This is a genomic window from Saccharothrix sp. BKS2, from assembly GCF_047689505.1.
GTDB classification, from domain to species: Bacteria; Actinomycetota; Actinomycetes; order Mycobacteriales; family Pseudonocardiaceae; genus Actinosynnema; species Actinosynnema lopnurensis.
The window spans coordinates 351,703-364,661 of the sequence record NZ_JAUQOL010000003.1 but is presented as its reverse complement, the minus strand read 5'-3'; the positions used below and the strand labels follow the sequence as shown (position 1 = coordinate 364,661).

Sequence of the window (12,959 nt, the reverse complement as noted above, 5' to 3'; positions counted from 1 at the left end):
CGCGGGCACGCCGCAACCGGCTGCGGGCACGCCGGAACGGTCCGGCGTGCCCGTCCGCCGGTGCCTCAGGCCCGCCGGTGGGCCGCTTCGAACGCCTCGATGACGTGGGTGGGGATGCGCCCGCGGTCGGCGAGGTCGTGGCCGTTGCCGCGGGCCCAGTCGCGGATGGCCCGGGTCTGCTCCTTGTTCCGGGTTTCCGGGGCGGGCCGGCGCGGGGCGGTGCCGGTGGTCACCGCGCGCTTGGCGGCGCGGTCGCCGGTCTTCCGGGCGCCCGCGATGTAGTCGGCCAGGGCGTCGCGGAGCCGGTCGGCGTTCCGGGGGCGCAGGTCGATCTCGTAGGAGACGCCGTCGAGGGCGAACACGACGGTCTGCCCGTCCTCGGTCGGGGTGCCGTCGAGGTCGTCGATGAGCTGGACCAGGACTTTCTGAGCCACGGTTACCTCGCTGGCGCTCGTACTGAGGTGAAGTCGGCAGCCTAACAACACCGACTGTCACCACGTTGCCTCTCGACCGGGGGTGTCGTAGCACGTTCGGGTGAAAAATCCCCTATTACTTCAGTGAGGACCAATACCGAGGGGTGCTCGGGCGGCGGTCCGGGCTCCAGGACGCAGGCCGCCGAGCCCGGGGTGTCCCGGAACGCCGTTGCTTATTGGTCAGTGACCTAGTTGACTGCGTTCACGGAATTGGTCACTGACAAAGGGGTGGGTAGTGGGTGTCGATGTGGTGGTGGTCGGAGCGGGGCCGGTCGGGTTGTGGCTGGCTGCCGAGCTGCGGACGGGCGGGCTGTCGGTGGTCGTGCTGGAGGCGCGGCACGAACCCGATCCGCGCTCCAAGGCGCTGACGATCCACCCCCGGACCCTGGAGCTGCTGGCTTCCCGGGGGCTGCACGGGCGTTTCCTCGCCGAGGGTCCCGAGGGGGCGGACGTGCTCGACGCGGCTTACGTGGTGGGGTGCGACGGCACGCGCAGCACGGTGCGCGAGGCGGGTGGTGTCGCGTTTTCCGGCACGGGGTCGGGGGTGCTGGGTTGACTGGGTGACGTCGTGCTCGACGAACCGCCTCCCGGGCCCGTCACCGCGATGACCGGGGACGGTGTGGTGATGGTGGTGCCGCTGTCGTCGGGCGGGTACCGGTTGGTGGGCATCGCGCCCGAGGACGTCCGCACGGATTCGCCGGGGAGCTGACGCTGGGGGAGGTGCGCGCCAAGGTGGGGGCGGTGGTGGGCACGGACTTCGGGATGCGCGACCCGTCGTGGCTGTCGCGTTTCGGCAGCGCCTCGCGGTTGGCCGACCGGTACCGGGAGGGGCGGTTGCTGCTCGCGGGGGACGCGGCCCACCAGCACTTCCCGGCGGGTGGTGTGGGGCTCAACGTCGGGGTGCAGGACGCGGCGCACCCCGGTGTGTCGGCGGAGCTGGCCGGGTGGCTGTCCGGGCTCGCCGTCGCCTACCCGGCGGGGGCGGGGGACCACCCGCTCACGGGGTGCCGTGCTCCCGACGTGGGTGGTTTGTTCGCGGCTCTGCGGTCCGACCGGTACGTGCTGCTGGACTTCGGCGGTGAGCCGGTCGGTGTGGCCGACGCCGATCCCGGTGCCGGGGGTCCCGGTCTCGCGGTGCTGCGGGGTGTGGTGGGGGAGGGGCGTCCGGGGTGGACGGATGTGCGGGCCGCGCTGATCCGGCCGGACGGGCACGTGGCGTGGGCCGACCATCCCGGCGACGACCTGCCGGTGGCGGTCCGGGCGGCCCTGTCGGCGATCGGGCGTTGAGGAGGTGGGGCGGGGGCCGGGGTGCCCGCGTGCCGCCGGTGGGGCCCGGCCCGCCGCGTAGGCTGGCGCGGTGACGACGACGCGGGCGGGCAGGCCGAGCCCGGCGCGGCTGGACCTGGCCGCCGTCGTGCGCGCCGCGCTGGAGGTGCTGGACGAGGCCGGTCTGGACGCGGTGTCGACGCGGGCCGTCGCGGCCCGGTTGGACGTGCGCATGAACACCGTGCTGTGGCACGTCAAGACCAAGGCGCGGTTGCGCGAGCTGATGGCGGACGCGGTCCTGGCGGAGGTCGATCTCGACGGCCTCCCGGAGGGGTGGCGGGACCGGGCCGCGGAGTTGCCGAGGCGGTTGCGGCGTGCCCTGGTGTCCCACCGGGACGGAGCGGCGGTGGTCATCAGCACCTACGCGGCGGAGCCGGCCACCCTGCGCTTCTCCGAGGCGCTGGTGGGGACCCTGCTGGCCGGGGGTGTGGACGAACGCCGGGCGGCGTGGGCGGCGTGGACGCTGACCTACCTGACCCTGGGCCTGGTGCGGGAGGAGCAGGCGGCTGCCGGGGGTGACGGTGCCCGGTTGGTCGGGGCGCTGGTGCCCGACCTGCACCCCGCGCTGCTGCGGACCGCCCACCACCTGGCGCCCGGGACGTTCGCGGAGCGCCTGGACTTCGGCGTGGACCTGGTGCTCAGCCCGTTGGCCTGACCTGGGTTGGCCTGACGGGGGTTGGCCTGGTTGCGGTCGTCGTCGTTTCGGGGCGCGCGGCCCACACCCGGCGTTCGGTGCGTACTGCGAGGTCGTCGCGGCGCAGGAGCGACCGGGGGTCGTCGGTGTCGAGCAGCCGGTCCAGGGCGGCGAGGTCCTCGGGGGACAGCAGCCCGGCGACGCCGCCGCGCAGGCGGCGCAGCCCGCTCAGCGCGTAGCGGCCGACGACCCCGGTGTGCGTGGCCTCCACGTTCACCGCGATGGTGCGTTCCGCTTCCACGACGAACCCGGCGGCGGTCAGCGCGACACCCCAGTCGGCGCCCCGGTGGGGCAGGTGCTCGGCGTGGTGGTGCGCGAGGGCGGCGTGGCAGCGCTCCTCCAGTCCCGGGCGGTCGTCCGGGGCGTCCTCGGGCAGGAACCGGGGAAACCCGGCCAGTTCGACCACGGCGACCAGGCCGCCCGGCGCGAGCAGGTCGCGGACCCGGCGCAGGGCGCGTCCGGGGTCGGCCAGGTGGTGCAGGGAGGCCGAGGCCCACACCAGGTCGGGGGTGCCCAGTTCGGGCCACGTCGCGTCGAGGTCGGCCTCTGCGGTGCGCACCCGGTCGGAGACCCCCGCGACCTGGGCCTTCTCCCGCAGGCGGCGCAGGTGGTTCGGCGAGGAGTCCACCGCCGTCACCTCCGCCGCGGGGAAGCGCGCCAGCAGGGCCAGGGTGCCCGCTCCCGTTCCGCAACCCAGGTCGAGGATGCGGCGGGGGGCGGTTGCGACGGGCAGCCAGGCGGTGATGGACGCGGTGTGCTCGGCCAGGGCCTCCGCGTCCAGGTCGAGGATCTCCGCCTGGTCGGCGTCGTGGTCCGGCTGGTCGCCGTGGTGGTCCGGCTGGTCGCCGTGGTGCGTGCCGTGGTGGTCGCCGTGGTGCGGTGCGCGGGGGGATGCGTGGGTCACGACCGCCACGCTAGGAGCGTCGGGCGTTCCCGGCACGGGCGCTTCCCGGATGCGCAACACGATGCCCGCCCGCGCTGCCGAACGCGCAAACACCCTCGCTGCCGGCCGTCACCGGGGTGCCCGGTCCGCCTTGGCGTCCTCGCGGGTCTGGTGGCCGCGACGGGCGTCGCGGTCGAAGATGCCCAGCACCTCGCACGGCCCGCTCTCCACGCCGATGGCGTGCGGGAGCATCGTGGGGAACTCGGCGGCCTGGTTGGTCTCCACGCGGAAGCGGCGGTTGCCCAGCAGCAGGATCGCCGTGCCCGACAGGACCACGAGCCACTCGCGGCCGGGGTGGGCGCGCAGGCGCGACAGGTTGTCGGGCGGCGGGTCCACCATGCGGTGGCGAACCACGGTCATGCCCGGGTCCGCCCGCACCGACCACCGCATCAGCCCGTGGGCCGCGTCGTGCGTGGGGTTGGACACCACGTCGTCCGCGGCCGTCTCCACCAGCTGGTCCAGGGAGGTGTTCAGTGCGCGGGCGAGGGTGACGAGCTGGTCCAGGGCGAGGCGGCGCTGACCGTTCTCGATCCGGCTGAGCGTGGACTGGCTCAGGCGGGCGCGGGAGGCCAGGTCCTCCAGCGACCAGCCCTGAGCCACCCGCAACGCCCGGATCCGCTTGCGCACCAGACCGTCCAACTCACCGCTGTCGTGCTCCACGCGCAACAGCTTATGCCCCTGGCGCACGAAGCGGGGCTGACGACGAAATCAGCCCGGTCGGACCGATGGTTTGAGGTTCGATCAAGAACGTGCGGGTGACTCACAAGGCCCGGCCCGCACGTCGTGATGAGCTGACCGCCCGTCGGAGGGAATCCGCGACCCGTACGGGGGTGCATGCGGCCGCGGGCCTTGCGGCCACCCCGGCGTGCCGGCTGGCTGGACGACATGACCAGACGCGTTCTGCCCGTCCTGCTGAGCGTGGTGGCGTTGCTGTGCACGCCCGTGACCGCCGGAGCCGGCCCGCATCCGCCCTACACCCCGCTCAACCCGGCCTCGATCGAACTGGCCGAGGCAGGCCGCTTCACCGGCCAGGTGACGTTTCTCAACGTGCCGTGGTACTACGCCTGGGGCTTCAAGATCAGCGAGTCGTGGGCGGTGGGCATCATCGGCCCGGTCACCGAGTTCACCACCCTGGACTGCGACGGCAAACGCATCGCCGCGAACGACCACGTGGAATATCCGGACTACATCTTCCACGGCTCCTCGGCCGTGAACTCCTCGTGCGGCGAGTACTACCTGTTCGGCCGGTTGGACTTCGTGCGGCCCAACCAGAAGGGCTGGATCGAGTACTGGGACCGCTTCACCGTCGCGTTGGCCCGCGACGGCAGCACCGTGCCGATCAGCCTGGGCAGCGGCATCCGGCACGGCGTCGAGAACACGGCGCGGGCAGGCTCGGCGCCGGTGCGGCGCACTACGCTGCCGGCGTGACCGGCCACCCCGACCACGACGGTCCCGTCCCCGACGATCCGCCGCCTCCCTCCCCGTTCGTCGTCCGCGCACCCGTCGCGACCCGCGAACCCGGGCTGGCGGCACTCGCCGTCGCGGCGGTCGTCCCGACGTTGACCGACCTGGTCGCCGGGGCGCAGCCACCCGTTCCGGAGCATCCACCGGTGACCGTCACCGTCGACGACGCCGCCGGCGACCACGGCGGCGTCGTGGTCCGGGTGGACCACGCCGGGTTCGGCGTGTTCGCCCCGACCGACGTGACCGCCGCGGTGGCCGACGGTCTCCAGCAGGAGGTCGTGCGGCAGTTCGCCGTCACCACCCCGGTCTGCCCCGGCCACCGGCACCCGGCCCGCGTCGTGGTGGTCGACGGGGTGACCGGTTGGCGGTGCCCCGTCGACCCGGAACACTGGTCCTGCCCGCTGGGCGGCTACCCGACCGGTCACACCGCGGGACGATCAGCGGTGTGACGGGACGCGACCGCGGTCACTGCGCTGCCGACCGTGACGGTCACGGGGCGGGCTCGGACTCGGCACGCCGTGGTCGACACAGTGGTACTCGGGCCTGTCCTGTCACCGGCGGCGGCCCTCAGGTGGGAAACGATCACTGGTAACGCGGGATGGAGCTCGCGCAGCAGCGCTGCCGAGCCGGTGTCGGCAGGTGGCGGGCCCAGGTAGAGGCCAACGGCCGGCCCGGCAGGGTGACCCGGGCGCCCGCCGCGCCCACCCCTACCCGACGGTGAACCGCGTGGAGTGCCAGCCGGTGGCGCCGTCCGGTGTCGGCGCCACCCGGGCCTCGGGCTGGGTCGCACCGGTGCGGTCGGTGGCCCGGCACTCCACGGTGTGCTCGCCGGGCCCCAGCTCCAGCTCCACGCGCCACATGCGCCAGGTGGCGAGGTTGACCTCGGTGCCCAGTTCCGCGGTGCGCCACGGCCCACCGTCGACACGGACCTCGACCTTGCTGATGCCGCGCTGCTGGGCGTAGGCGATGCCCGCGACGGTGACCGACCCGGCGGGGACGGTGGTGAACGGCGCGGGCGCGTCGATGCGGGACTGGGTCTTGATCGGCGCCCGCTGCGCCCAGCCGCGCTCCAGCCAGTACGCCTGCTTGTCGTCGAAGCGGTTGAGCTCCAGGTCCACGACCCACTTGGTCGCGGAGACGTACCCGTACAGGCCGGGCACGACCAGCCGGGCCGGGAAACCGTGCTCGATCGGCAGCGGCTCGCCGTTCATCCCGATCGCCAGCAGGCCCCGGTCCAGCACGTCGGCCACCGGGGTGCCGCAGGTCCAACCGTCCACACTGGTGGAGAACAGCTGGTCCGCGCCGGGCTTGACGCCGGCCCGCTCCAGCACGTCGCGCAGCGGCACGCCGATGAAGTTCGACGTGGACACGTACTCCCCGCCGACCTCGTTGGACACGCAGGTGATCGTCACGGTCCGCTCGACCAGCGGCATGTCCCGGATGTCGGCGTAGCCGAGCACCACCTCCCGGTCCACCCCGCCGTGCAGGCGCAGCGCCCAGTTCTCCACCCGCACCCGGGGCACCGACAGCGCCGTGTCCACCCGGTAGAAATCGCTGTTGGACGTGATGAAGGAGGGCGTGCCGAGCGGTGCGAAGTCCGCGCCCGCCGGGATCGGCGGCGCCGGCGTGGCGGGGGTGAGCGGACCCAGCCCGACCGCGGAACCCCCGGCGTCACCCCGACCGGCCAGCAGTTGCCCGCCGGTCCCGGCGACACCCGCGCCGACCGCCACCCCGGCGGACAGGACCAGGAACCGCCGCCGACCGGTGCCGGCCCCCACCGGGGAACCGTCCACCGCGGCACCGTCCACCGCGGCACCGTCCACCGCGGCACCGTCCACCGCAACGCCCTCAACACCTTCAGCGGTGGCACCGTCCTCGACGCGGGCACCACGCCGGACCGCCACCGCGTGCAGCCACCGGAACACCACCACGCCGACCACCAGCGCGGCCACCGGCGCGAGCAGGTCCACCGGGCCCAGGTCGGGCCGCGACCACACCGCCGCGACCCCCACGGCCCCGAGGGCGACGGCGAACACGGTGCCCGGCCGCGGACCGCGCCGCGACAGCAGCCCCGCCACGACCGCCAACCCCAGCAGCACCACGCCCATCCCGCCGATCAGCACCAGCTTGTCGTGGGTGCCGAAGGTGCGGATCGCGAACTCCTTCAGCGGAGCCGGAGCCAGGTCGATCGCCGTGTTGCCCACCGCCAGGAACGGCGAGGCGTTGGGCCCCAGCGCACCGGCCACCAGGTGACCGACCGCCAACCCCGCGCCCAGCCCCAGGACGCCGACCAGCGCCGCCGGTCCCGCCGGTAACCGGTCCGACGCGCCCGCCCGGTGCCCCGCCGGGGACGACGGCGGTTCCGAAGGCGTCGCTCCCGGCCGTCCGCTCTCCATCATGCCCAGCCCTCCGGGAACTCGCGGCCCACGTCCCGCGCGGCAGGTCCGCGCCGCGCTGCCGTGGTGGCAGTCACGACAGGTAAAGCTACAAGTATTTCAACTCAGGCAGCAAGGCGGACGGGGTCGGGCGGCGGCGCGCGGGATACGCGGGTTCTCCCGCCGTCGCGTCGAAGACCGTGATCGACCTACCCGCATTGAGGTGTATCCGCTGGTCGTGCCCGTCGATCCGGTGATCCGACCGCGCAACCGAACCGCAATGGCCGACTCCGGACCGACAAAGAATTCAAATAGTTATAGCCAATTGGGCCGGATGGGGCAAACTGGTCGGACTGATCTTGTGGAACTCCCGGACGTGCCGCCGGAGGGGGTGGGCCGACGATGTGGCCATCGCGCCGACCCCACCGGGCGCGGGCGCCCGCGGGTGGGGTGCTCCCGGGTCCGCGGATCGGGACCGAGGCAGTGACAACGGGAAGGACTACTGGTGATGAGCAACCGCGCGCACCGTTCGGCGCTCACTGGCCACCTTGTTGGCGCGGGGGTCGATCGGCGCGACTTCCTCCGGTGGACCGGGCTGGCGTTCGGCAGCGCCGTGGCGCTCACCTCGTGCAGCGCGAAAGAGGGCGAGCCCGCCGCCACGACCACACCGCCCCCGGCGACGGCCGAAGGGCCCTTCCCGGCCACCACGCCGCAGGTCAGCCGGAACTACTCCTACGTGACCGTCAAGCACCCGGAATCCGTCAAGACGACGGTTTTCGGGATCAACAACAGGGACGAGACGGTCGGTTACTTCGCCGACGGCCGGGGGGTGCACGGCTTCCTGCGCTCCGCCGCGGGTGAGTTCTCCCAGGTCGTGGACCACCCGGAGGCGGGGGACACGACGGCGTTGTACGGGCTGAACAACAACGGCGACGCGGTCGGCTACTACCAGCCCGGCAAGGGCTCGTACCCGGGGACGATGTCGCTGCCCGCGGAAGGCGTCTCCTCGTTCACCTACTCCTCGACGACCAAGGGGTTCGAGTCCATCGACACCCCCGAGGACGGCACCGGCACGGTGGTCGCCTTCGGCATCAACGACTCCGGCCTGGTCTCCGGCTGGTACTTCGCCCACGACGAGTCCGGGCAGTCCCAGGCCATCATCAAGGGTTTCGTGTGGTCCAAGGGGGAGCGCAAGCACGTCGACACGTTCCGGCACCCCGACGACGCGGGCGAGGGCACCTTCTTCATGGGCATCAACAGCGCCGGGCTGGTGGTCGGCCAGTACATCGGCGAGGGCAAGGCCGCGCACGCCTTCGTCCGCGACAGCAACAGCAAGGTCTTCGCCGCCTCCCCCATCGACCACCCGGACGTGCCGGCCAGCGAGGGCGGGACGAGCGGGCTGGGGATCAGCGACCTCGGCGTCATCGCCGGCTTCTACCTCGGCAAGCAGGGCCCCCAGGCGTACCTGCGGGCCGGGCAGGACGAGTTCATCCCGCTGAACTACGCCGAGGCCGCCTCCGGCATGTCCGCCTGCGGCATCAACACCTCCGGGAAGGTCGTGGGCGACTTCTACGACAGCCGCGGCGACAACCTCGGCTACATCGCCACCCCCGTGTAGGGACCGCTCGGGGCCGGGGTGGACCCGGCGGGGAGGCGCCGGCCCACCGCGGCCGGTGCCCTCCTCAGGCCCCCGGCGCCGCAGCGCGCATCCCCCCGAGCAGGGTGGCCAGGTAGCGGTGGGCGGTGGCGGTCCGGTCCTCGGGGCCGACGCCGTGGACCTGGGCGGCGTAGGCGATGCCGCACATCAGCGGCACCAGGTCCGCGTCGGTCACGTCGGGGCGGACCACCCCCGCCTCCCTGGCCCGGTCGAACAGCGCGGTGCCGACCGACCGCAGCGCCCGCTTGAGCTCCGAGGTGCGCGGCAGGGCGTCGACGGGCGCGGCGGCCACCGGTGGCAGGGACGCGTCGGTGACCTGCGCCTCGACCGTGCGCCGCAGGAAGCCCTCCAGCGCCCGCCACGGGTCGGCGTCGCCCAGCGCCCGCTCGCCGTGCGCGACGAGGGCTTCCAGGCAGGGGGTGGCGACGGTCTCCAGCAACGCCTCGGCGGTCGGGAAGTGCCGGTAGACGGTGCCGACGCCGAGCCCGGCGTGCCGGGCGACGTCGTTGAGCTGCACCGCCGTGCCCTCGTCGACCAGGCTCCGGGCGACCGCGACGATCCGGTCCCGGTTGCGGGCGGCGTCCCTGCGCAGCGGCGTGGTCGTCATGGCCCCAGTCTAATCGGATGGGCCATCCGGATCGCTCGACCGCCGTGTGGTCGCCTCAGGCGGTCACCGGGGGCGCGTGGCGTTCGCCGAGTCGGCGCACGGCCCGCGCCACGCGGGGATCGGTGGCCGCGCGGAACGGCGCCACCGGTCGTGCCCCGGGGCCGAGCACGACACCCGTGCGCCCCGCCAGCGCCTCGTCGGTCGCGGCCACGATCGACGACCTCGCCGCCGCGGCCGCCGGACCCGAGGTCGAGCGCTCGAACCTGCGGCGCACCAGCGGCCACAGCAGCCGCAGGCCGGGGGAGACGATCCTGGGGTCGGACATCCTGCCGCTGGTCATGTCGGTCGCGGCGCCCCCGGGATCCGCGGCGAACACCGCGACGCCCGTGCCGTCGAGCCGGGCGGCGAGGTCGAGGGTGTAGGCGAGGTTGGCCAGCTTGGCGCGGCCGTACCAGTGGAAGCCGTAGTAGCCGCCGGGCGGCTCCACGGCGTCGAACACCCGCCTGGCCACCCCGACCGCGGCCGAGGTCACGTTCACCACCCGGCTCGGCGCGCCCGCCGTCAGCGTGGGCAGCAGCAGTTCGGTGAGCAGGTACGGCGAGAGGTGGTTGACCACGAACGACGCCTCGACGCCGTCGAGGTCGCGCCGCTCGGCGAACATCGCCCCGATGTTGTTGACCAGCACGGTCAGCGGCTCGCCCCGGGCGGCGTGGTCGGCGGCGAGCCGGTCGGCCAGCGAGCGGACCTCGTCGAGCGAGCCCAGGTCCGCCCGCAGGAACCGGGCGGCGTGCGCCGGCGCCGTCGCGCCGATCCGGTCCACCGCGCGGGCGCCCCGCGCCACGTCGCGCCCGACCACGGTGACCGCGAACCCGGCGGCGGCCAGCCCCAGCGCCGTCTCCAGGCCGATGCCCGCCGTGCCCGCCGTGACCACGGCTGTTCTTCTCATGTCCTGCCCACTCCCGGTCGATATCCGGATAGGTAATCCGGTTGGGTCGACCGTAGCACACAGGTGGATGACCTATCCGCTTCTGCGATCTGCGGTCACGATCTGCGGTCACGATCTGCGGTCACGATCTGCGGTCACGATCTGCGGTCGCGGTCCGCCGACGCGGACCCCGCCGCCCGGTAGGTTCCGACCCCGCACCCACGCCGGTCGTGATCCGCGCGACCGGCACCGGCACGAGGACGGACAGCGCGATGCCCCACCCGGTCGAACCCGCCTTCGCCTCCTCGGTGTTCTTCATCCCCACCAACCGCGACTGCTCCCGCGCGGCGGCCGGCTACGCGGAGGAACTGGCGTTCGCCCGCGAGCGGTTCGGCCGGTCGATCCCGCTGGTGGTGTCCGAGACCGACGACGGCCCGCACGCGCGGGCCAACGCGGACGCGCTCGCCGACCTCGCGCGCGCCCACCCCGACCTGCCCGTCCACCACCTCACCGCCGACCGCCAGCGGATCTGGTTCGAGCGGCTGCTGCGCGACGAGCCGGCCGTGCTCGGGCAGGTGTTCCGGTCTCCGCGCCGCGACTACGGCACCGCGATGAACAAGCTGTTCCTCATGACGGTGTCCTTCGGCGCCGACGCCCTGCACCGGCGCGACTCCGACACCCGGCCGCTGGGCCAGGAGGTGCCCGAGGCCGCCGGGAAGCACCCGATCGAGGTGGAGCTGTCCTACCTCGGCCGGCGCGTCGGGGAGGTCGACCTGCCCCTCCCCGCCGACCCCGCCGTGGCCGACGCGCCGATCTGCGTGGTGGGCGGCAACTACTTCGGCGAGTGGAACCTCGACGTCAAGGACCTCGCCCACCGCTCCTACGACCTGGTCCACCGGCTCTACGAGATCCTCGGGTTCGCCCCCGACGACGTGGCCGCGCTGGTGGCCGAGGTGTTCCCGGCCGAGCAGGTCCACGACGCGCGGGACGCGCGCACCCTGCTCCTGGCCCCCAACCAGGGCGCCAACCCCGACTGCGGCAACGTCGCGGTCACCCGCCTGCACGAACTGCTGCCCACCGTGCCCGGCCGCAACAGCCTGGCCGCGGACTACTTCGCCTTCGACGTGGCGATGGCCCTGGGCGTCCCGGCGCTGCACCACACCCGGGCGGTGTTCCACGAGTACCACCCCGAGCGCTTCGACCCGGCGCAGAAACAGCTCTACTGGGAGGGCGTGGCCCGGTTCGCGGACTACTTCACCGCCTACGGCCCGCTGTTCGAACCCGGCGCGCCCGGTCGCGCCGGGCCCCCGGCCGACCTGGTCCCGGCGTCGCTGCGCGCGGCGCTCGGCCGGGCGGTCGGCGCCCTGCCCGGAGCGGACCCCGCGCCCCGCGCGGCCCGGATCAGGGCCCTGGCCGACGAGGTACTGATCCCCGTCGACGAGCGCTACGCCCGCGTCGGCAGGCACCTGGCCGCCAACGCCGAGCGGTACGTGCGCGAGGCGGACGAGGACTACGCCACCCACCGGCTGCTGCTCGACCGCTGGCCGCACCTCGTCGAACGGGCCCGCGAACTGGACCTCCCGGCCATCGCGCCCGCCCTGCGGCCCTGACCGGCCGCGACCATCGTCGCCCACCCGCAGGACGAAGGTCGATCCCCGCCCACCACCTTCGTCGCGAACCCGGCCCTCCGGCTTGACCGTGCCGCAGCGGCATGGTTTCCACTTGCGGTGTCGACGTGACCGCGTCGGCGAGGCCGGAACCGGGGAGGACGCGCGCCGTGGCGTGGAGCACCAGCCAGCTCGCCGACCTCGCCGGCACGACGCTGCGCACGATCCGGCACTACCACGACGTGGGCCTGCTCGCCCAGCCCGAACGCCGGGCCAACGGCTACAAGAGCTACGGCGTGCCCCACCTCGTGCGCGTGCTGCGGATCAAGCGGCTCACCAACCTCGGGCTGTCGCTGGCGCAGATCGCGGACCTCGGGGACGCCGACGAGCACCCCGGTGAGGCGCTGCGCCTGCTCGACGCCGAACTGGCCGCCACGATCGAACGCCTCCGGCGGGCACGCGCCGAACTCGCCCTGCTGCTGAGCCGGGAGGCGCCGACCGACCTGCCGCCCGACGTGGCCGCGGTGATCGCCGAGGCGGACCTGTCGCCCCGCGACCGCTCGGTCACCGTCGTGCTGGCCCAGCTGCTCTCCCCGGAGGCGCTGTCCGTCTACGCCGGGGCGTTGGGCGGTTACTCGAAGGACCCCGTGGTGGTCGAGTTCGACGCCCTGCCCGTCGACGCGGACGAGGGGACCCGTCAACGGCTGGCCGAGGGGCTGCGCGCGCTCCCGCTGGTCAAGGAGGTGCACGCCGCCTTCCCGGACCCGGCCGGTGTCTACGCCGGTGCGCCGCGAGGTGAGGAATTCGTGATGCGGACGATGGGCGAGGTCTTGGTCGAGCTCTACAACGAGGCCCAGATCGACGTCCTGGTCCGCATGAACGGCTGAG

15 protein-coding genes are annotated in these 12,959 nt (G+C 73.7%); 9 read left to right on the top strand and 6 right to left on the bottom strand.

What is annotated here, in order from left to right:
* Positions 1 to 65: 65 nt before the first annotated feature.
* Entirely contained in the window at positions 66 to 434 is a 369-nt protein-coding gene (locus tag Q5530_RS07295) for a histone-like nucleoid-structuring protein Lsr2 (protein ID WP_380638690.1), read from the bottom strand.
* A 274-nt stretch (positions 435 to 708) separates the two neighbouring features.
* Between Q5530_RS07295 and Q5530_RS07290 the strand changes: the two genes are divergently transcribed.
* From Q5530_RS07290 to Q5530_RS07275, 4 genes are all read left to right on the top strand, one after another.
* Positions 709 to 1,029, top strand: coding sequence for an FAD-dependent oxidoreductase (locus Q5530_RS07290; protein ID WP_415361473.1), 321 nt, complete (start codon positions 709 to 711; stop codon positions 1,027 to 1,029).
* A gap of 12 nt (positions 1,030 to 1,041) precedes the next feature.
* Positions 1,042 to 1,182: a hypothetical protein gene (locus tag Q5530_RS07285; RefSeq protein ID WP_415361472.1), complete on the top strand. Its 141-nt coding sequence runs from the start codon at positions 1,042 to 1,044 to the stop codon at positions 1,180 to 1,182.
* Between the two features lie 11 nt (positions 1,183 to 1,193).
* Positions 1,194 to 1,760: an FAD-dependent monooxygenase gene (locus Q5530_RS07280; protein ID WP_415361471.1), complete on the top strand. Its 567-nt coding sequence runs from the start codon at positions 1,194 to 1,196 to the stop codon at positions 1,758 to 1,760.
* Between the two features lie 70 nt (positions 1,761 to 1,830).
* Entirely contained in the window at positions 1,831 to 2,454 is a 624-nt protein-coding gene (locus tag Q5530_RS07275; protein ID WP_415361470.1) for a TetR/AcrR family transcriptional regulator C-terminal domain-containing protein, read from the top strand.
* Here the strand turns inward: Q5530_RS07275 and Q5530_RS07270 are convergent.
* Together Q5530_RS07270 and Q5530_RS07265 are read right to left on the bottom strand one after the other, a co-directional pair.
* A complete protein-coding gene (locus Q5530_RS07270) occupies positions 2,438 to 3,397 on the bottom strand; it encodes a class I SAM-dependent methyltransferase (protein WP_415361469.1) in 960 nt (319 codons plus the stop codon). The two genes, Q5530_RS07275 and Q5530_RS07270, sit on opposite strands and share 17 nt — an antisense overlap.
* 108 nt (positions 3,398 to 3,505) lie before the next feature.
* Positions 3,506 to 4,096: a helix-turn-helix domain-containing protein gene (locus Q5530_RS07265; RefSeq protein WP_415361468.1), complete on the bottom strand. Its 591-nt coding sequence runs from the start codon at positions 4,094 to 4,096 to the stop codon at positions 3,506 to 3,508.
* A gap of 225 nt (positions 4,097 to 4,321) precedes the next feature.
* Between Q5530_RS07265 and Q5530_RS07260 the strand changes: the two genes are divergently transcribed.
* A complete protein-coding gene (locus tag Q5530_RS07260) occupies positions 4,322 to 4,864 on the top strand; it encodes a hypothetical protein (protein WP_415361467.1) in 543 nt (180 codons plus the stop codon).
* Positions 4,861 to 5,349, top strand: coding sequence for a hypothetical protein (locus Q5530_RS07255; RefSeq protein ID WP_415361466.1), 489 nt, complete (start codon positions 4,861 to 4,863; stop codon positions 5,347 to 5,349). The genes Q5530_RS07260 and Q5530_RS07255 overlap by 4 nt, the downstream gene beginning before the upstream one ends.
* A gap of 258 nt (positions 5,350 to 5,607) precedes the next feature.
* Here the strand turns inward: Q5530_RS07255 and Q5530_RS07250 are convergent, their stop codons facing one another.
* Entirely contained in the window at positions 5,608 to 7,296 is a 1,689-nt protein-coding gene (locus Q5530_RS07250; protein WP_415361683.1) for a molybdopterin-dependent oxidoreductase, read from the bottom strand.
* 487 nt (positions 7,297 to 7,783) lie between these two features.
* Between Q5530_RS07250 and Q5530_RS07245 the strand changes: the two genes are divergently transcribed.
* Positions 7,784 to 8,893, top strand: a complete 1,110-nt coding sequence (locus Q5530_RS07245) for a hypothetical protein (protein WP_415361465.1) — start codon at positions 7,784 to 7,786, stop codon at positions 8,891 to 8,893.
* A gap of 64 nt (positions 8,894 to 8,957) precedes the next feature.
* On the opposite strand, the gene Q5530_RS07240 is transcribed toward Q5530_RS07245, so the two are convergent.
* Positions 8,958 to 9,539: a TetR/AcrR family transcriptional regulator gene (locus Q5530_RS07240; protein ID WP_415361464.1), complete on the bottom strand. Its 582-nt coding sequence runs from the start codon at positions 9,537 to 9,539 to the stop codon at positions 8,958 to 8,960.
* Between the two features lie 55 nt (positions 9,540 to 9,594).
* Positions 9,595 to 10,485: an SDR family NAD(P)-dependent oxidoreductase gene (locus Q5530_RS07235; RefSeq protein ID WP_415361463.1), complete on the bottom strand. Its 891-nt coding sequence runs from the start codon at positions 10,483 to 10,485 to the stop codon at positions 9,595 to 9,597.
* Between the two features lie 209 nt (positions 10,486 to 10,694).
* Between Q5530_RS07235 and Q5530_RS07230 the strand changes: the two genes are divergently transcribed.
* Both Q5530_RS07230 and Q5530_RS07225 read left to right on the top strand, forming a co-directional pair.
* The gene (locus Q5530_RS07230; RefSeq protein WP_415361462.1) at positions 10,695 to 12,074 is read left to right on the top strand and encodes a DUF6271 family protein; all 1,380 of its coding nucleotides are present in this window, start codon (positions 10,695 to 10,697) and stop codon (positions 12,072 to 12,074) included.
* Positions 12,075 to 12,241: 167 nt separating this feature from the next.
* Entirely contained in the window at positions 12,242 to 12,958 is a 717-nt protein-coding gene (locus Q5530_RS07225) for a MerR family transcriptional regulator (protein WP_415361461.1), read from the top strand.
* The last annotated feature ends 1 nt before the right edge of the window (position 12,959 follow it).